Genomic DNA, 17716 nt, shown 5'->3' on the forward strand with positions numbered 1-17716 from the left:
ATGTATTGTTCTGCCCGCACCGTTACGGCGGTGTGGGGCGGGTTGCCCGAGCGGCCAATGGGAGCGGACTGTAAATCCGTCGCGAAAGCTACAGAGGTTCGAATCCTCTACCCGCCACAGCAACGATGGGCCTCTGACCAAGCTGGTCAGGGGCCCATCGTCGTACATCGGCTGTTGTTGCAGAGGGGGACGCTGTGCGCACGCAGATGGCAACCGAAGCGGGAAGATCGACGGCGCCCAGCGAGGACCGCGCGATCGTGGGCCCGAACCTCCTCGCCGTGCTCGACGGCGTGACGGCGAAACCGGAGACCGGCTGCGTGCACAGCGTCGGCTGGTTCGCCGACCAGCTCGCCGCGGAACTGCTGCGGTTCGCGCACCTCGACCCGGCTGCGTCGCTGGCAGAGGCCATCAAGCAGACCGGCGAGCTGCACTCGGACAGCTGCGATCTCGATCATCCGGACAGCCCCAGCGCGGCCGTGGGCCTCGTTCAGATCAAGGACGACGTGCTGCGGTACCTGGTGCTGGGTGACGCCACCGTCGTGGTCGACACCAAGCGCGAGTTGCACGTCGTGAGCGACACGAGCACCAACCGCACGGCTGGCGCGGACCCCGGCGCCGTCTCGCACGCGCTGACGGGTGAAATCCCGCTGCCGGACGTCCGGCGGGTCGCGATCCTCTCCGACGGCGCCGCGCGGGCGGTCGAGCTGTTCAATCTCTTCGAATGGCCCAAGGCGCTCGAACTGATGGCGGAGAACGGCCCGGACGATCTCATTCGCAAAATGCGTCAGGTTGAAAAGGAAGACGTCAAGGCTGTCGATTGGCCGCGCAAGAAGGTTTCTGACGACGCGACGATCGTCTATCTGGACCGCTAGCCCTGGTTCGATGGCGGCTGAGCTTTCCGCGCTGGACGTGGTCCTGCGAAACGCGTGCCACGTCCGGCTCGTGGAGGTCCGCGCGTCCAGGCGTGCGATCGTCGTGGACCTGACGGAGTCCGAGCGCGATCGCCTGCGCAAGGCGATGGCGGTGAGGTCGTTGCCCGGCATGGTGTGCGCGTGCATGGGTGACGTGCGGTTCGAGGTCCTCGACGCGCGACGCGAGCGCCTTGCCGTGGTGCTCCTCCACCACGGGATCACGCTGGCCTGGAGTGACTGGGACGGTCACGGGGTCCTCGCGGACGGCAGGGTGTTGCTGCGCTGGCTGCACGAGCACGGCTTGACGCAGCGGCGGATCGGGAAAGCCGAAGCTCCCAGCTGGGACGAGGTCGCGGACCGCCTGCTCAATGCTCAGGAGCCGGGCCGCGCCGCTGTGCTGGATCCTTACCAAAAAGTGCGTACCTGACAAAATAGTAGGTACTTGTCGCGTCAACAGTGGCGAACCGAGTATTGCCGCATGGCGGAGATCAAGAAAGTGAGCGTGCTCGGCCTCGGCCGGATGGGCAGTGCGCTCGCCGCGGCCCTCGTCGGAGAGGGCCACGACGTGACGGTGTGGAACAGGACGCCGAAGACGCTGCCCGGCACGAAAAGCGCTGCCACGCCGGAAGAAGCGTTCGAGGCGGCGGATGTCGTCGTCACGTGTCTGACCACTTACGACGTTCAGCAGCCGTTGCTGAGCAAGAACATCAAGACGTTGGTCAACCTGACCTCCGGCACACCGGAGCAGGCCCGCGCCACCGCGCGGTGGGCGCAGGACAACGGCGTCGAGTACGTCGACGGCGTGATCATGGCTGTGCCGCAACAGATCGGCACGCCGGGAGCGAAGATCCTGTACAGCGGCCAGCGGGAGCACCACGTCCTGCACGCGTTCGGTGAGCCGGTCCACCTGGGCGAGGACGCCGGGATGGCCGCGCTCCACGACCTGGCCCTGCTCGGCGTCATGTGGTCGGCGTTCGCCGGCTACCTCCAGGCCGTCGCGTTGCTGGGCACGGAGGGCGTCACGCCGCAGCAGTTCACGCCGATGGCCGTGAAGTTCTTGAACGAGATGGGCCTCCTGCTGCCCGAGATGGGCGAGGAAACCCAGCACCGCGTCTACGAGACCGACGTGTCCGCGGTGGACATCAACGTCTCCGGCCTGCGCATGCTCGCCGACACCGCCGCGCAGCAAGGTGTCGACGCCGCCCTGCCGGAGGCACTGCACGACCTGTTCCGGCGCGCCCAGCAGAAGGGCCACGGCGCGCACAGCATCGCGAGCGTCATCGAGGTGATCCGATGAAGTACCTGGGGAAGAAGGCCGTCGTCACCGGCGGCACGCACGGCATGGGCCGCGCGGTGGTGGACAAGCTGGTCGAGGGTGGCGCCGAGGTCGTGCTGACCGGCCGCAAGATCGAGCTGGCGGAGGGGATCAAGGCCCACGCCATCCGGTCCGACGCGGCGAACCTCGACGACATCACCAAGCTCAAAGACGAAGTCGCACAACGGTTCCAGGAGATCGACCTGCTCTTCATCAACGTCGGTCACGCGACGCTGCACGAGATCCACGAGGTCACGCCCGACGACTACGACCGCACGTTCGACGTGAACACCAGAGGTGCGTTCTTCACCGCTCAACAGCTGGCGCCGCTCATCAAGGAAGGTGGCTCGATCGTCTTCACCACGTCGATCGCGCAGACCGGCGGCGCCACGGGGATGAGCGTCTACTCCGGTGCCAAGGCGGCGGTCCGGTCGTTCGGGAGGTCGTTCGCGGCTGAGCTGGCGCCCAGGAACGTCCGGGTCAACGTCGTCAGCCCCGGCTTCATCGACACGCCGTCCATGGGCGTGACCGGTGTGCCGCAGGACGTTCTCGAAGCCTTCAAGCGGGAGGGCGACGAGATCACGCCGCTCAAGCGCCACGGCAAAGCGGACGAGGTGGCCGACGCCGTGCTCTTCCTGGCGTTCGAGGCCACCTTCACCACCGGTGCCGACCTGCCGGTCGACGGCGGTCTCGGCCAGGGGATCAGCGCCTGAGAAAAAATCTTCGAAGAACCTGTCACACCTCCGTCGCGCCTCGGGTCAACAGGGCAGAAGACGACGAAGACAGGGAGAACGAAGATGAGGATCGCCAACCCGATCATGTCCTTGCCCGGCGCGATGAAGGCCCTGCTGGACCTCTCGGCGTCCGCCGCCAACACCGGGCTGGACGCTGATCTCGTGGAGTTGATCTGCCTGCGGGTCAGCATCATGAACGGCTGCGGGGCCTGCATCGACTACCACAGCAAGTTGCTGCGCAAGGCGAACGTGACGGACGAGCGGATCTACGCCGTCGCCGGCTGGCGTGAAGTGCCGTACTACACCGACGCGGAGAAGGCGGCGTTCGCACTCGCCGAGGAGATGACGCGCGTGCACGTCAGCGACGCCGTGTGGAACGAGGCGGCGAAGCACTACAGCGAGGACCAGCTCGCGGGACTCACGATCGCCATCGGCGCGATCAACCTGTGGAACCGGATCAACGTGGCCACGCAGCAGAAGGTGGCCTGAGTCCGAAGAAGGTTGAAGCCGGCGCGCAAGAGCTTCCTCTCTCTTGCGTGCCGGCCTCAGCGCGCAGCATACCCCATGTCGAACAAATGTTCGATCACTGGGCGATCAGCACGCCGATCAACTGGCAGCGAGTGCCGCCCGGCCGTCGTCGGTCAGTTCCGCGCAGACGCGCCGGCCGAACGAAGTGGGCTGCGTTGGGCGCAGCAGTCCCGCGCGCACGAGGTCGTGCGTCGCCATCTGGTCGCAGCAGGGCAGCCCGTCGACGTACAGCTCGGGTTCGACCCCGCCTGTGACCTCGGCACGGCCTGCCTCGACAGCCCTCAGCATCGACCGTGCTCTTCCGCTCAGTTCCATCTCGACCCCCCAGCAGTGGTGTCCGAATCCGCTAACCCCTTTGTCGATATAGAGGTCGGATTCGTTCCACAAGTACGGCGTCGTTTGGGTTCTTCACTTGTGCGAACGAGGCAAGCATGGCTCACTAGGCCGTTCGGGTCACGAAGACACGCCGGGGAAAGAGCGCAAAGCAGGGCGACGGACCCAGAGCGTCCAGCCGGGCCGATACCCGTGCGAGTACCAGAACGGCGTAGAGCGCGGGTTCGGCAAAGCGTGGTGGAGCAGCGTCGATGCCACCCCGGAGCGGTCCAGAACGGCGTGCACGTGCGCCACGAGCGCGCTGCCCGCTCCACTGCGCCGGGCGTCGGGTCGTACGCCGAGATGCCCGAGATACGCGAACGGGCGGCCGGTCGCGTACCGCTCGATCCAGAGCGTGTCCTCCGGCATGTCGACGTAGACCATGCCGACGGGCGTGTCGCCGCGAACCGCCAGCCACATCGACTCGGCGGGGCGGTCCAGCACGGCGGCCAGTGCGGTGCGCAGGTGCTGAGCGCTGTTCGGGCGTTCGGAGACCATGCCGAACGCGGAGTCGTACCTGATGGTCTCGAGGTTGAGCTCGACCGCGACGTCCAGGTCGGCGTGCGTCGCCGGACGGACTCGCACGTCCGGACGCCGTGGCGGAACGGGATGACCGGCGCGTCGTTCGGCGATCACGACCAACGGCGCGAAACCGTGCCGGATCAGAGGAAGCGCGTCGGCGGTCTCGTGGCTCGGCAGCGTCACGATCGCCGCGGTGTCCGGGTCGTCCACGCCGGTGAGCCGGGTCTCCCACTCGTCGAGCAGCGCCGGCAGGTCCCAGCCCGGCCGCCAGTCCAGGCCGTGCACCCGCAGGGCTGACCAGGTCGGCAGCAGCGAGTCCTCAGCCACCTCGCGGTACGAGAAAATCTCGGTCACGGCCTCATCTGAACATGGCAGGGTCGGACAGGTGGAGATCTTCGTAGTGGATTCGTTCACCGACCGGCCCTTCGCGGGCAACCCGGCCGGCGTCGTGCTCCTGACGGAACCCAGGGACGACGCCTGGATGCAGAACGTCGCAGCCGAGATGAAGCACGCCGAAACGGCGTTCGTCACCCCCGACAACCACCTCCGCTGGTTCACGCCGGAGGTCGAGGTGGACCTCTGCGGGCACGCCACTCTCGCCACCGCCCACGTGCTGGGCGGGGAGCAGAAGTTCACCACGCGTAGCGGCGTCCTCACATGCGTGAAAGACGATGGGTGGATCCGGATGGACTTCCCGGCGGACCCGCCAGAGTTGATTGACCCGCCAATCGGACTAGCGGAAGCGCTGCCACATGCGACGATCAAGTCCGTGGCGCGTGGGCGCTTCGACTACCTGATCGAGTTGGAAAGCGCGGCCGAGGTCCGTTCCTTGCGACCTGATGTCCAAGGACTGACACAGATTTCGTCACGCGGTGTAATCGTTACCGCCACTGGAGACGGCGATGTGGACGTCGTGAGCCGATGCTTTTATCCGGCCGTCGGCATCCCGGAGGACCCCGTCACCGGTTCAGCCCACTGCACGCTGGCGTCCTATTGGGTGCCTCGGCTTCAGCGCGCTGACCTGCTGGCGGAGCAGGCGTCGCCGCGAGGAGGGGTCGTCAGGGCGACCCTCGCCCAAGATCGCGTACTGCTCTCAGGGCAAGCCGTGACCGTGCTTCGGGGGCACCTGGGCGTGTAACCACGTCTGGGTGAATCGACGTCACTAGGGGTGCTCGACCTGCCATTTCGTCCCCCGAGCGGGGTACATTGGTGCCCCTGGAGGGGTCCTGATCGCCAAGTGCGGGACCCCTCAGTCACGCCTAGAGGTCCCCCACCCCAGGCCGACGAGGAGGCTGGATGTCCGACCGAGCGTCGGCCCCCGTGTCGGACTCGGCCGCCTGGTCGGCCAAGTCGACCAACCGCGCGTTCAGCGCGTTCGCCGTCACCCTCCTGGTGGCCGGCGTCGTCTGCGCGGGCATGGTCGCGGCCTGGCTTCCGGACAAAGAGACCACATCTCTCCTCTGGATCGGCCCGCTGCTCGTCGTCGGCTTCCTGCTGGCCGAGCAGCTCGCGATCAACGTGGACGTCCGCAGCGGCGTCGCGTGGACGATCTCCTTCACCGAGATTCCGCTGGTGCTGGGGCTTTTGGTGGCCCCGTTCGAGGTCGTGCTCGCCGCGCACGTGGTCGCCGGTGTGGGCACGTTGCTCGGCAGGCGGATCCTGGACCGCGCCGTCTACAACGCGGGCCTCATGTTCATGGAGATCTCCGTCGCGTTCGCCGCCGCGGAAGCCGTGAAACGGATGATCGGCGAGGGCGGGCCGTTCTGGGCGGGCGCGTTCGTCGGCACGATCACCGTGCCGCTGCTCGCGAGCGTGCTGGGCCTCTGCGCGTTGCGGCTCATGGGCAAGTCGATGCGCGTCGGCAACAGCGTCCGTCTCGTGCTGCAGACGCTGGTCGTGGCGCTGCTGAACACCTCGGCCGGCCTCGTCGGCTACCAGATCGTCGCCACCACCGCGTGGGGCGGCGTCCTGATCATCCTGGTGCTCGCGGGCATCGTGGCCACCTACCTCGCCTACTCCGGACTGTTGCGCGAGCAGCGCGACCTCGAAGCGTTGAGCGAGGTCAGCCTCCGTGTCGCGAGATCGGGACAGCACGGCACCGGCCCGCGCCAGCCGGACGACGACCTGACGACGGGCGTCGAAGAGGACGAGTGGCAGCAGATCGCGGAACGCATCCGCGAGCAGCTCAACGCCAACCGCGTCGTGCTGCGCCTGCGCACCGACCCGCAGGAAGCCATGATCACCCTCGTCGCCGGCGAACCGCTGCCGGACGAGATGACGGCGACCGACCCGCGGGCCGTGCGTGAGGACCCGATCCTGCAGCTTCCCGGCACGCACGTCCGCTACTACCGCGTGGCCGACGCGACCGAGGACGTCACCGAGGCCCTGCTGCGCCGCGACGCGCAGGAGGCGCTCGTCGTCCCCTTGCGCGGCGCCACTCAACTGCTCGGCGCCGTCGAGGCGCACGACCGGCTGTCCCGCTGGCGCGGCTTCGGCAAGGCGGACATCCAGCTGTTGCGGACGCTGGCCTCACACCTCGCGACGGCCGTCGACAACCGGCGCCTGCTGGCCCGGTTGCGGCACGACGCCTACCACGACCCGCTGACCGGCCTGCTGAACCGGCCGGGCTTCCGCGAGGCGTGCGCGGAGCCGTTGCGCGACTCCCAGAGCGGAGTGGTGCTGCGGATCGACCTCGACATCTTGTCGACCGTGTCCGATGCGCTGGGCCAGGCCTGGGGCAATCGGATGGTCGTCGCCGCCGGACGCCGGCTGCGTGACGCTCTCGGCGCGGACGTGCCGCTGGCGCGGTTGGAGGGTGGCGCTTTCGCGGCGTACCTCGACGACGCGCGTGCCGCCACCGCGCACGAGACGGCGGAGAAGCTGCGGGCTGGCCTTTCCGTGCCGTACCCCGTCGATCGGCTCACGGTCGAGGCTTCCGCGGTCGTCGGTTACGCGTCCAAGGCGGACTCCGAGACCGAGGACCCGGACCCGGACGCGTTGCTGCAGCGGGCGGACGTCGCCGTGCGCGCGACGTCGGAAGGCACACCGGTCAAGGCCTACGCGCCGAGCATGGGCCAGATCTTCCTGCGCCGCTTCCAGCTCGTGACGCAGTTCCGCCAGGCTGTCGAGACCGGCCAGATCTCGGTGCACTACCAGCCGAAGGTCGCCCTGCCGTCGCGTCAGGTCGTGGGCGCGGAAGCCCTGGTGCGCTGGACGCATCCGGAGTTCGGCCGCGTCGACCCGGACGAGTTCGTGCCGGCCGTCGAGGCCACCGGTCTCGTGGACGTGCTGACGGACTTCGTGATGGACCGCGCGCTCGAACGGGTGCGGCGCTGGCTCGACCGCGGGCTGCGGATGTCCATCGCGGTGAACCTGTCCGTGCGGACGCTCGCCGACGAGGACTTCCCGAACCGCGTGGCGGACGCCCTCGCGCGCCACGACGTGCCCTCGGGCCTGCTGACCTTCGAGCTCACCGAGTCGGGCGTCATGGCCGATCCCGAGCGCGCTCTGCCGGTGCTGCGGCGCCTGCACGCGATCGGTGTCGTGCTGGCGGTCGACGACTTCGGCACCGGCTACTCGTCACTGGCGTACTTGCGGCAGCTGCCGGTGGACGAGGTGAAGATCGACAAGTCGTTCGTGCTCGGGATGGGCACGGATCTGGGCGACATGGCCGTGGTCCGGTCGATCGTGGAGCTCGGGCACTCGCTCGGTCTCGTCGTTGTGGCGGAGGGCGTTGAGGACGACGCGGCTCGCGACCAGTTGGTCGGGATGGGCTGCGACGTGGCTCAGGGCTACCTGATCTCGCGTCCCCTGTCCGAGGACCGCTTCGAGGCGTGGCTGCGCGCACGAACGGTGCAGGTCAGGGGTGCCCGCGATGAGACGGTGCTCACGCTGGTGCACTAGAGGCACCCCCTGATTTCGTTCTTCGCCAAGGGATGTTGTAGAGTTCTCCTCGCTCGGCAAGAACGAAAGAGCAAGCCCCTTTAGCTCAGTCGGCAGAGCGTCTCCATGGTAAGGAGAAGGTCTACGGTTCGATTCCGTAAAGGGGCTCCACTACTGGCCGCGGTGCTGAGCATCGCGGCTGTGGTGTGTTAAAGCGGTGTAGCTCAGTTGGTAGAGCAAGCGGCTCATAATCGCTGTGTCGCCGGTTCAAGTCCGGCCACCGCTACGTGAGTGGGTGAGGTGTGCTGGCGGAGAGCGCCAGCCCTTCTCACTCCGCAGTAACATTCCCTGGGGGCTGCGCCCCCAGACCCCCGGCCTCGCGCTCGGTGAGCAGGTTGACCCGGGGGATCAGGAATCGGGCAGCAAGTTCGTTGCCCACCCCCGCCAGGCGGTAAGCCCGTACTGGGTTCTCGGGGTCCATGTGCTCTCAGGAAGGCAAGGACCGTGGCTGCAACCGACGTACGCCCGAAGATCACCCTCGCGTGCGAGGAGTGCAAGCACCGGAACTACATCACCAGGAAGAACCGGCGCAACGACCCGGACCGCCTGGAGATCAAGAAGTTCTGCCCGAACTGCAAGACGCACCGCGCGCACAAGGAAACCCGCTGAGCGCGTAGCGAGCTTTCGCACGAGGCCCGTCCCACACCTGGGGCGGGCCTCGTCGCATATAGGCTCTTCGGGTGCCTCTTGACCCCTCCTTCATCGGACGCAGCTATCCGCCGTCGCAGCCCTACGACGTGAGCCGCGAGAAGATCCGCGAGTTCGCCGACGCCATCGGCGCCACCAGCCCGGCCTACCGCGACGCCGAAGCCGCGAAGGCGCTGGGGCACGGGGACGTCATCGCGCCGCCGACGTTCGCGATCGTGGTGGCGATGAAGACGAACGAGACGGTCATGTTCGACCCCGAGCTGAAGCTCGACTACAGCCGCGTCGTGCACGGCGACCAGAACTTCACCCACCACCGCCCCATCACCGCGGGCGACCAGCTCGTGAGCGTGGCGCACATCGACGCCATCACCTCCCGCATGGGCAACGACATGATCACCGTGCGGACCGAGATCAGCACCGTCGAGGGCGAGCCCGTCACGACCGCCAAGTCGATGCTCGTCGTGAGGGGAGAAGACGCGTGAGCCCGACGATCGTCACCGAAGTCGGTACCGAGCTGCCGCCGCTGTCCGTGCGTCTCACGCGCGCCGATCTGGTGCGCTACGCGGGCGCCTCGCTGGACTTCAACCCGATCCACTGGAACGAGAAGACCGCGAAGGACGTCGGCCTCCCGGACGTCATCGCGCACGGCATGCTCACCATGGCCGTGGCGTCGCGGATCGTCGCCGAGTGGATCGGCGACCCCGGCGCGATCGTCGAGTACGGCTGCCGGTTCGGCCGGCCGGTCGTGGTGCCCAACGACGACGAGGGTGCGCTGGTCGAGGTGACCGCGAAGGTCACCAAGGAGCTCGAAGACGGAACTGTGAAGGTCAACATCAACGCGAGTTTTGACGGCAAGTCGGTGTTGACGGGCGCCTTCGCCCGCGTGCGCGTCGGTTGATCATGTGATCAAGCACACCGCCGGGTGTCGGGGTCCGGTGGTGTTTGCGGTGCTCACGCCGGATTCGGGGCCGGGTCGTTGTGCAGTTGCACGACCCTGATTCGTGTTCTCGGCACTCGTGTGGGTAGGCTGTGCGACAGGCCGCTCGACAGATGCTTGGGCGGTCTGGTTGGAGTGGTCCGGGCAGGCTCCCGTACACTTCCAATGTTGTGGCCAGGGGATCTCTCTCGGGATCCCGAAGGGGCGTAGCTCAACTGGCAGAGCAGCGGTCTCCAAAACCGCAGGTTGCAGGTTCAAGTCCTGTCGCCCCTGCTGTCGAAGCGTCATGGGTGGAGTGGAGGACGGCATGAGCGAGGGCCGCGAGCAGGACCAGCCGGAGGAGCGCGAAGGCGCTGTCCGGCCGTCCACTGCTGCGGCGCGGCGTGAACGTCGTGCCTCCTCTCGCCCGGCCGCCCGCAAGGACGGCAGCAGCGCTGAGTCGAAGAAGAGCGTCGTCAAGTCCGACGAGTCGGACGAGGACGCGAAGAAGGGTCGCCCGACGAAGGCCCGTGACGGACAGGAGAAGCGTCCCTCGCTGATCGGGCGGGGCTTCCGCTACATCCGCGAGGTCATCGGCGAACTCCGCAAGGTGATCTGGCCGACGCGCAAGCAGCTCGTCACGTACACCGGTGTCGTGCTGGTCTTCGTGATCTTGATGACCGCGATGGTGTGGGCTCTCGACCTCGGCTTCGGCGCGGCTGTTTTCGAGCTGTTCGGCTGAGCCGGACAGCTGCCGCTGCAATCAGGAAGCGAGATCCACAGTGACCTCCGATAACGGCGTCGACGCCCAGGAGCTGACCGACCTCACCGACGACGAGGTGTCCGAGGACACCGCGGTCGACGAGACGGTCGAGTCGGAGGACACCGAGGCCGCCGAGTCCGAGGACGTCGACGTTCTCGCGATCGACGAGACGCCGATCGACGAAGAGATCGCCGACCCCGCCGAAGAGCTGCGTCAGGCCCTGCGCCACGCGCCCGGCGACTGGTACGTCGTGCACTCGTACGCCGGTTACGAGAACAAGGTCAAGGCGAACCTCGAGACTCGTATCCACACGCTCGACATGGAGGACTACATCTTCCAGGTCGAGGTGCCGACCGAAGAGGTCACCGAGATCAAGAACGGCCAGCGCAAGCTGGTGCAGCGCAAGGTGCTGCCCGGCTACATCCTGGTCCGCATGGAGCTCACCGACGCGTCCTGGAGCGCCGTCCGCAACACGCCGGGCGTGACCGGGTTCGTCGGAGCCACCTCGAAGCCCTCGCCCCTCACGATCGACGAGGTGCTGAAGTTCCTGCTCCCGCAGCAGGAGCAGAAGCCGGCCGAGGGCAAGAAGGCCGCTTCCACGGCCGCGCCGAAGCCGACCATCGAGGTCGACTTCGAGGTCGGCGAGTCGGTCACCGTCATGGATGGCCCGTTCGCCACGCTGCCCGCGACGATCAGCGAGGTCAACGCGGACGGCCAGAAGCTGAAGGTCCTGGTGTCGATCTTCGGCCGGGAGACGCCGGTCGAGCTGTCGTTCAGCCAGGTCTCCAAGATCTGAGCGATCCCCTCCTCGGGAGGGGGTCGATCGGCCACGCTGCGGCTGGCAGGGCCGCGCGCGGACACCGCAATAACAGGAAGTACGGACAATGCCACCCAAGAAGAAGAAGCTGTCAGCGATCATCAAGCTGCAGATCAAGGCTGGTGCCGCCAACCCGGCGCCGCCCGTTGGTCCCGCGCTGGGTCAGCACGGCGTCAACATCATGGAGTTCTGCAAGGCCTACAACGCCGCGACCGAGTCGCAGCGCGGTCAGGTCGTGCCGGTTGAGATCTCCGTGTACGAGGACCGTTCGTTCGACTTCAAGCTCAAGACCCCGCCGGCCGCGCGCCTTCTGCTCGCCGCCGCTGGTGTCGACAAGGGCTCGGGCGAGCCGCACCGCGTCAAGGTCGCCAAGGTGACCATGGAGCAGGTGCGCCAGATCGCCCAGACCAAGATGGTCGACCTGAACGCGAACGACGTCGACCAGGCCGCGAAGATCATCGCCGGCACCGCCCGCTCCATGGGCATCACGGTCGAAGGCTGATCACACCCTCTTTAGCAAGCGTGGGAGAGCCGAGCGCGGCTCATTCACCACGAACTGATCCACGGTTAGGACAGAAGTTATGAAGCGCAGCAAGGCCTACAAGGCCGCCGCCGAGCTGGTGGACCGGGAGCGGCTGTACTCGCCGCTGGAGGCCGCCAAGCTCGCCAAGGAAACGTCCAAGGTGAAGCTGGACGCCACCGTCGAGGTTGCAATCCGCCTCGGCGTCGACCCTCGCAAGGCCGACCAGATGGTCCGCGGCACCGTGAACCTGCCGCACGGTACGGGCAAGACCGCCCGCGTGATCGTCTTCGCAACCGGTGACAAGGCCGCTGAGGCCGAGGCCGCCGGTGCGGACGCCGTTGGCTCCGAGGACCTGATCGAGCGCATCCAGGGTGGCTGGCTCGACTTCGACGCCGCGATCGCGACCCCCGACCAGATGGCGAAGGTCGGCCGCATCGCCCGCATCCTGGGCCCGCGTGGCCTGATGCCGAACCCCAAGACCGGCACCGTGACCCCCGAGGTTGCGAAGGCGGTGAACGACATCAAGGGCGGTAAGATCAACTTCCGCGTTGACAAGCAGGCCAACCTGCACTTCGTCATCGGCAAGGTGTCGTTCGACCCCGAGAAGCTGGTCGAGAACTACGCGGCCGCGCTGGACGAGGTGCTCCGCGCCAAGCCGTCCGCGGCCAAGGGCCGGTACGTCAAGAAGGTCACCGTCTCCACGACGATGGGCCCCGGCATCCCGGTCGACCCGAACCGCACCCGCAACATGCTGGTGGACGAGGCCTGAGCCTCCGGTTCTGGCTAGCTGAGAAGGGCCCCCGGTTCGCCGGGGGCCCTTCTGCTGTTCAGCGCCGGGAAAACGCCTGCCGGTAGTCGCTGGGCGAGACCCCGACGTGCTTGAGGAAGTGGTGACGGAGGTTGTTCGCCGTGCCGATGCCGCTCAGTCCCGCGATCTTCTCCACGGACAGACCGGTGGACTCCAGCAGCGCCTGCGCTCGCGCGATGCGTTCGTTGAGCAGCCACTGCAACGGCGTCGTGCCGGTGGTGGCGTGCAGCCGGCGGTAGAAGGTTCGCGGACTCATGGCGGCTCTGCGGGCGAGGTCCTCGATCGTCAGCGGCTCGTCCAGGCGGGCGCGGGCCCAGTCGAGCACCGATTCCAGGCTCTGGTGGTCGTTCGGCGGGACCGAGAGGTCGATGACCTGGCTGCGGCCGCCGGGACGGTGTCCCGGCACGATCATCCGGCGCGCCAGCTGGTTGGCGACGTGAGCGCCGAGGTCGCGGCGCACCAGGTGCAGGCAGAGGTCGAGTCCCGCCGTCATGCCCGCGCTGGTCAGCACGTCACCCTCGTCGACGTAGAGGACCGAGTCGTCGACCTGGATCTTCGGGTAACGCTCTGCCAGCAGGGCGGTGTGCATCCAGTGCGCGGTCGCCCTGCGTCCGTCCAGGAGGCCGGCTTCGGCCAGAGCGTAGGCGCCGACGCACTGCGAGACGATGCGCGCGCCGTTGTCGTGGGCCTTGCGCAGGGCTGCGACCAGTTCGGGTGGAACTGGCGCGTTGCCCTCGATGACCTCCTCCGGCACCCATGACACGAAGACGGTGTCCGCGTTCACGACGTCATCCAGGCCGTGTGTGGTGTGCAGGGTGAACCCTGGGCCCGTACCTCGTGTGTCGCTCCCGGTTCCGCACAGCCACAGCTCGTACCAGGGGTCGGCGAGGTCCGGTTGCGGCGTGCCGAACACCGCGGCGGGGATGCCCAGTTCGTAGAGGTCGGCCACGCCGAAGTCGGTGGGAACGATCAGGGCGACAGATCCGGCGCTCATGAGATCCAGCCTATGGCAGGAATTTGGTGAAGGTGGTCATTCCGGTCACTGGTTGAGTTGATCACTCGCGGCGAAGCTGGAGGCATGACATCTGAAGCGATCACCGTCCTCGGCCTCGGCAACCTCGGACGCGCGCTGGCGGAGACCTTCCTGCGCCAGGGGCATTCCACCACGGTCTGGAACCGTTCTGCCGCAAAGGCTTCTGGCCTCGCCGCGACCGTCGCGGCCACACCGGCCGAAGCGGTGGCCGACGGCGACCTCGTGGTCGTCGCCGTGCTCGACAACCAAGTGGCACAACAGGTTCTGCGCGGTGTGGACATGCGTGGACGAGCGCTGGTGAACCTCACCTCAGGCACTCCCGACGAGGCGCGCGAACTGGCCCGCTGGGCGGAGGACAACGGTGCGAAGTACCTGCACGGCGCGGTGTACGCGGTGCCCCAGACGATCGGCACCGCCGAGTCCTCCATCAACTACAGCGGTTCCCCGGCGGTGCACGAACGCTGGCAGAAGCAGTTGGCGCTGCTCGGGAAGGTCACGTTCCTGGGTGAGGACGCCGGCCGCGCCTCCGGGTACGACGTGGCGATCCTCTCCGGGATGTACGGGCTGATCGGCGGCTTCCTGCACGCGGCGGCGCTGGCGCGGGCAGGTGGCATCAAGGCTGCCGAGCTCACCCCGATGATGTTGTCCTGGCTGACGGACATGCACCCGGCGCTGGTCACGTTCGCCGAGGAGATCGACAACGGGAACTACGCCGGCGGCGAGTCGAGCCTCGCCATGAACCAGTCCGGGTTGGCCATGCTCATCCGGGCCGCAGAGACTCAGGGCGTGCCCTTCGCCGCGCTCGACGAGCTCAAGGCGCTGGTTGACCGGCAGGTCGCCGACGGGCACGGCGAGGAGAGCCTCGCCCGCGCCGTCGAGTCGTTCAGGGGTGTTGCGTCACAGCGGCTTGCGGGCTGACAGCAGGAACATCAGCGGTGCGGCCAGGAAGTCGCCCTGCTGGAGCTCGGCGAGCCACCGTTCACCGTCCGCGCGTTCGATCGCACCCGCCCTGATCGCTCGTTCCGTGTTGCGGGTGAGAGCGAAGATGTTGTCCGCCAAGGCGAAGTCGTGGAACACGGGCGACACGGTGTGCACGGCCTGGACCTCGAAGCCCGCGCTGTGGGCCAGGCGTGCGAGCTGCCGGCCGATGGTGGCGTTGCGGACCATCGTCGAGCAGACGAAGCGGTTGAAGGCGCGGTTCATCTCCAGGTCGCCGTCGACGACCAGCGAGTCCCAGTCCGGTTCGCCGATGCGCAGCAAGCCGCCCGGCTTGAGGACGCGGTGCAGTTCCGTGAGCACGGTGGCGGGGTCCGCGACGTGCTGCAGCGCCCGGTCCATCCGCGCCCGGTCGAAGGTGGCGTCCTCGAACGAGAGCGCGAGGCCGTCGCCGAGGCGTATCTCGACGTGCGGGTGGTCGTGGAACCGGCTGGTCGCGGCCTCCACCATCTTCGGGTCGATGTCGACACCGACGACGCGGCCGGACGTCGTCACCGCGTCCGCCATGGCCGGGACGTCCTCGCCGGGGCCGCAGCCCAGGTCGAGGACGGTCAGGCCGGGTTCCAGTTCGAGCAGATCCAGCAGTTGCCGCTTGTAGTCACCGGCCGCCGCGGCGACGTCCGCCATGTACGCGACCTTGTCAGGACTCGGCACCCCCCAGCGCATTTGCCATGCACCCCGATCAACCACAGGCGCTGGGGGACCAGTCGGTGATGACCCAGCCTGCGTTGACCTTCTCCACGACGAAGGTGCCCAGGCGAGGGCCGCCCTCGACGGTCAGGGCGCAGGAGTCGATGGTGACCTTGGTGGTGGCCGGGGTCTTGAGCATGTCCGGCGGGAACATGACCTGCTGGTACTTGTCCACGCTGGTGACCTGGGCCTTGAGGGTTTTGACGGCTGCCGCGCAATCGCTTGCGCCGTAGGCGTTGGCGAACTTCTGACGGACGTCGTCACGCAGGAAGAGCGTGCAGGCGCGGGTCGTGTCGGCGAACGAGACGTGCTTGTAGAACATGCCGACCGTGCCCTGGAGCCCGGCGGGCGCGGAGAGGCCCTGGGCCGGGCCGGTGACGCCGCCGCTGTCCTGGGCGATGTCGCCGGGGTCGTCCGTGCCGAAGTAGTGGTTGTAGGCCCAGAGGGCGGCGATGACGATGAACAGGAACGTCAACGCGCGCCAGAAGATCCGGCTGCCGAGCACGACGAGCCACCAGCGCTTGCCCTGCGGCTTCGGCGGCTGGGGCGCCTGGCCCGTGGCCTCCTGGTAGCGCTGGTACTCCTGGAAGCGCTGGAACTCCTGGAACTGCCGCAGCTGCTCCGGGTCGATCGGCGGCTCTGGAGGCTGCGGGATCTGGGGAGCGGGAGGCTGCGGCTGGCGGGGCGCGAGGTCCTTGCCGGGCTCGTCGGTCACAGGTCACATCATGCCGATTTGGATCGGCGGACACGACTCGCGTAGTCTCTACTGCGGTTCTACCGAAGACCGCTGGTTTTCTCCGCGAGGAGAACGAAGGCCCCGTTGCAACACGGGCGGCCCGCGCAGGGAGGACGAGGCTAGCTTCTTGTTACGCCCCGTGCTGCTGTGCGCGAGGGCGTTTTTGTTGTTTCGGAGCCTTCTCGGCTGGCGGTCTAACCCAGCCCAGAGAGGAGGCGATCATGGCGAAGCCCAGCAAGGTTACGGCGGTCGCTGAGCTCGCGGACCAGTTCCGCAGCAGCTCGGCAGCGGTTGTCACCGAGTACCGTGGCCTCTCCATGGCGCAGCTCACCACGCTGCGTCGCGCTCTCGGCGCGGGCACCAAGTACACCGTCGCGAAGAACACGCTGGTCAAGCTGGCCGCTGCGGACGCCGGCATCGAGGGCCTCGAGGCCCTTCTGGCCGGTCCGACCGCCATCGCGTTCGTCGAGGGCGAGCCCGTCGACGCCGCCAAGGCGATCCGCGACTTCGCGAAGGACAACAAGGCCCTGGTCATCAAGGGCGGCTACATGGATGGCCGTCCGCTCTCGGTCGACGAGGTCACCGCTATCGCGGACCTCGAAAGCCGTGAGGTGCTGCTCGCGAAGCTCGCGGGCGCGATGAAGGGCAACCTGGCCAAGGCCGCGGGTCTGTTCAACGCCCCGGCTTCCCAGGTCGCTCGCCTGGCTGCTGCCCTGCAGGAGAAGAAGGCTGACGCGGCTCCCGCCGCCGAGGCCGACGCTCCCGCCGAAAGCTGATCACCCGAAGACACGCCCGACGCTTTCGCGCGGGAGACTAGAAAGGACCGCCGATCATGGCGAAGCTCAGCACCGAAGAGCTGCTCGACGCGTTCAAGGAGATGACCCTCCTCGAGCTGTCGGCTTTCGTGAAGCAGTTCGAGGAGACCTTCGAGGTCACCGCCGCGGCTCCGGTCGCCGTTGCCGCCGCCGGCCCGGCCGGCCCGGCTGCCCCCGCCGAGGAGGAGAAGGACGAGTTCACCGTCGTCCTCGAGTCCGCTGGCGACAAGAAGATCCAGGTCATCAAGGTCGTCCGTGAGGTCGTCTCGGGCCTGGGCCTGAAGGAGGCCAAGGAGCTGGTCGAGGCCGCTCCGAAGCCGCTCCTCGAGAACGTGGCGAAGGACGTTGCCGACGCCGCCAAGGAGAAGCTCGAGGCTGCTGGCGCCAAGATCACCCTCAAGTGATCTGGGCCCCTTTGGGGGCTGGCGCTTTGTGCCTTGTAGTGCCTGAAACGGGCGTGCACCTTTCAACGGGGGTGCACGCCCGTTTTTTGTGTTTTGGGGGTCCTGGGGCTCCGCCCCAGGGTTCCGGCAAAGTCGTGTTGGTGCTGGTCAGGGGTGGATTCCGAGCAGGGTGAGTGGTCGGGTGAAGTCTCGGCTGGTGTGACGCAGGCCGGTGGCGATGCGTGTGTGACCGGCTAGGCGTAG

At 67.5% G+C, this 17716-nt stretch carries 22 protein-coding genes and 4 tRNA genes; 21 read left to right on the forward strand and 5 right to left on the reverse strand.

Annotated features, from left to right (window positions below; all coding sequences use genetic code 11):
- Window positions 1–36 precede the first annotated feature (36 nt).
- The 6 genes from ABFX45_RS13845 to ABFX45_RS13870 all read left to right on the forward strand — a co-directional run bounded on the left by ABFX45_RS13845 (window position 37) and on the right by ABFX45_RS13870 (window position 3449).
- Window positions 37–117: transfer RNA gene (locus tag ABFX45_RS13845), tRNA-Tyr, on the forward strand.
- A 161-nt stretch (window positions 118–278) separates the two neighbouring features.
- Window positions 279–872 carry a protein phosphatase 2C domain-containing protein gene (locus ABFX45_RS13850; protein WP_346130102.1) on the forward strand — a complete coding sequence of 198 codons (594 nt, stop codon included), beginning with the start codon at window positions 279–281 and terminating at the stop codon, window positions 870–872.
- 10 nt (window positions 873–882) lie between these two features.
- Window positions 883–1338, forward strand: a complete 456-nt coding sequence (locus ABFX45_RS13855; RefSeq protein WP_346130104.1) for a hypothetical protein — start codon at window positions 883–885, stop codon at window positions 1336–1338.
- A gap of 15 nt (window positions 1339–1353) precedes the next feature.
- A complete protein-coding gene (locus ABFX45_RS13860) occupies window positions 1354–2208 on the forward strand; it encodes an NAD(P)-dependent oxidoreductase (RefSeq protein ID WP_267900038.1) in 855 nt (284 codons plus the stop codon).
- Window positions 2205–2939, forward strand: a complete 735-nt coding sequence (locus tag ABFX45_RS13865; protein WP_346130107.1) for an SDR family NAD(P)-dependent oxidoreductase — start codon at window positions 2205–2207, stop codon at window positions 2937–2939. Before ABFX45_RS13860 ends, ABFX45_RS13865 begins: the two co-directional genes overlap by 4 nt.
- An 84-nt stretch (window positions 2940–3023) precedes the next feature.
- On the forward strand, window positions 3024–3449 hold the full coding sequence (locus ABFX45_RS13870; RefSeq protein ID WP_109628861.1) for a carboxymuconolactone decarboxylase family protein: 426 nt from the start codon (window positions 3024–3026) through the stop codon (window positions 3447–3449).
- A gap of 117 nt (window positions 3450–3566) precedes the next feature.
- Here ABFX45_RS13870 and ABFX45_RS13875 read toward each other — a convergent pair whose 3' ends face one another.
- Together ABFX45_RS13875 and ABFX45_RS13880 are read right to left on the reverse strand one after the other, a co-directional pair.
- Entirely contained in the window at window positions 3567–3776 is a 210-nt protein-coding gene (locus ABFX45_RS13875) for a hypothetical protein (protein ID WP_233439080.1), read from the reverse strand.
- Window positions 3777–3941: 165 nt separating this feature from the next.
- Window positions 3942–4736: a GNAT family N-acetyltransferase gene (locus ABFX45_RS13880; RefSeq protein WP_346130110.1), complete on the reverse strand. Its 795-nt coding sequence runs from the start codon at window positions 4734–4736 to the stop codon at window positions 3942–3944.
- Window positions 4737–4767: 31 nt separating this feature from the next.
- On the opposite strand from ABFX45_RS13880, the gene ABFX45_RS13885 reads away from it, so the two are divergent.
- The 12 genes from ABFX45_RS13885 (at window position 4768) to rplA (ending at window position 12760) form a co-directional block, all read left to right on the forward strand.
- Window positions 4768–5520 (forward strand): PhzF family phenazine biosynthesis protein, encoded by a 753-nt coding sequence (locus ABFX45_RS13885; protein ID WP_346130112.1) that lies wholly within the window; start codon window positions 4768–4770, stop codon window positions 5518–5520.
- A gap of 158 nt (window positions 5521–5678) precedes the next feature.
- Window positions 5679–8285: a putative bifunctional diguanylate cyclase/phosphodiesterase gene (locus ABFX45_RS13890; RefSeq protein ID WP_109628853.1), complete on the forward strand. Its 2607-nt coding sequence runs from the start codon at window positions 5679–5681 to the stop codon at window positions 8283–8285.
- A 74-nt stretch (window positions 8286–8359) separates the two neighbouring features.
- Window positions 8360–8435, forward strand: a tRNA-Thr gene (locus ABFX45_RS13895).
- Window positions 8436–8477: 42 nt separating this feature from the next.
- Window positions 8478–8550 (forward strand) — tRNA-Met (locus ABFX45_RS13900).
- Between the two features lie 218 nt (window positions 8551–8768).
- Window positions 8769–8933 (forward strand): 50S ribosomal protein L33, encoded by a 165-nt coding sequence (gene rpmG / locus ABFX45_RS13905; RefSeq protein WP_015105301.1) that lies wholly within the window; start codon window positions 8769–8771, stop codon window positions 8931–8933.
- 71 nt (window positions 8934–9004) lie between these two features.
- The gene (locus ABFX45_RS13910; protein ID WP_109628850.1) at window positions 9005–9454 is read left to right on the forward strand and encodes a MaoC family dehydratase N-terminal domain-containing protein; all 450 of its coding nucleotides are present in this window, start codon (window positions 9005–9007) and stop codon (window positions 9452–9454) included.
- Entirely contained in the window at window positions 9451–9870 is a 420-nt protein-coding gene (locus ABFX45_RS13915; RefSeq protein ID WP_109628848.1) for a MaoC/PaaZ C-terminal domain-containing protein, read from the forward strand. The genes ABFX45_RS13910 and ABFX45_RS13915 overlap by 4 nt, the downstream gene beginning before the upstream one ends.
- 239 nt (window positions 9871–10109) lie before the next feature.
- Window positions 10110–10182 (forward strand) — tRNA-Trp (locus tag ABFX45_RS13920).
- 34 nt (window positions 10183–10216) lie between these two features.
- Window positions 10217–10630 (forward strand): preprotein translocase subunit SecE, encoded by a 414-nt coding sequence (gene secE, locus ABFX45_RS13925; RefSeq protein WP_170154677.1) that lies wholly within the window; start codon window positions 10217–10219, stop codon window positions 10628–10630.
- 40 nt (window positions 10631–10670) lie between these two features.
- Entirely contained in the window at window positions 10671–11447 is a 777-nt protein-coding gene (gene nusG / locus ABFX45_RS13930) for a transcription termination/antitermination protein NusG (protein ID WP_109628844.1), read from the forward strand.
- Between the two features lie 88 nt (window positions 11448–11535).
- Window positions 11536–11970 (forward strand): 50S ribosomal protein L11, encoded by a 435-nt coding sequence (gene rplK, locus ABFX45_RS13935; protein ID WP_109628841.1) that lies wholly within the window; start codon window positions 11536–11538, stop codon window positions 11968–11970.
- Between the two features lie 79 nt (window positions 11971–12049).
- Entirely contained in the window at window positions 12050–12760 is a 711-nt protein-coding gene (gene rplA, locus ABFX45_RS13940; protein ID WP_109628839.1) for a 50S ribosomal protein L1, read from the forward strand.
- Window positions 12761–12818: 58 nt separating this feature from the next.
- Here the strand turns inward: rplA and ABFX45_RS13945 are convergent, their stop codons facing one another.
- Window positions 12819–13793 carry a GlxA family transcriptional regulator gene (locus ABFX45_RS13945; protein ID WP_109628838.1) on the reverse strand — a complete coding sequence of 325 codons (975 nt, stop codon included), beginning with the start codon at window positions 13791–13793 and terminating at the stop codon, window positions 12819–12821.
- 84 nt (window positions 13794–13877) lie between these two features.
- Between ABFX45_RS13945 and ABFX45_RS13950 the strand changes: the two genes are divergently transcribed.
- On the forward strand, window positions 13878–14750 hold the full coding sequence (locus ABFX45_RS13950) for an NAD(P)-dependent oxidoreductase (RefSeq protein WP_346130118.1): 873 nt from the start codon (window positions 13878–13880) through the stop codon (window positions 14748–14750).
- Here the strand turns inward: ABFX45_RS13950 and ABFX45_RS13955 are convergent.
- Complete coding sequence (locus ABFX45_RS13955) at window positions 14730–15494, reverse strand: methyltransferase domain-containing protein (RefSeq protein WP_346130120.1); 765 nt, start codon at window positions 15492–15494, stop codon at window positions 14730–14732. The genes ABFX45_RS13950 and ABFX45_RS13955 overlap by 21 nt on opposite strands.
- Before the next feature lie 16 nt (window positions 15495–15510).
- Entirely contained in the window at window positions 15511–16233 is a 723-nt protein-coding gene (locus ABFX45_RS13960) for a hypothetical protein (RefSeq protein ID WP_346130122.1), read from the reverse strand.
- A 242-nt stretch (window positions 16234–16475) separates the two neighbouring features.
- Between ABFX45_RS13960 and rplJ the strand changes: the two genes are divergently transcribed.
- Both rplJ and rplL read left to right on the forward strand, forming a co-directional pair.
- Window positions 16476–17030, forward strand: coding sequence for a 50S ribosomal protein L10 (rplJ, locus tag ABFX45_RS13965; protein WP_109628830.1), 555 nt, complete (start codon window positions 16476–16478; stop codon window positions 17028–17030).
- A gap of 56 nt (window positions 17031–17086) precedes the next feature.
- Window positions 17087–17473: a 50S ribosomal protein L7/L12 gene (gene rplL / locus ABFX45_RS13970; protein WP_109628828.1), complete on the forward strand. Its 387-nt coding sequence runs from the start codon at window positions 17087–17089 to the stop codon at window positions 17471–17473.
- Window positions 17474–17716 lie beyond the last annotated feature (243 nt).

Source organism: Lentzea roselyniae, assembly GCF_039537795.1.
In the GTDB taxonomy this organism is placed as follows: Bacteria; Actinomycetota; Actinomycetes; order Mycobacteriales; family Pseudonocardiaceae; genus Lentzea; species Lentzea atacamensis.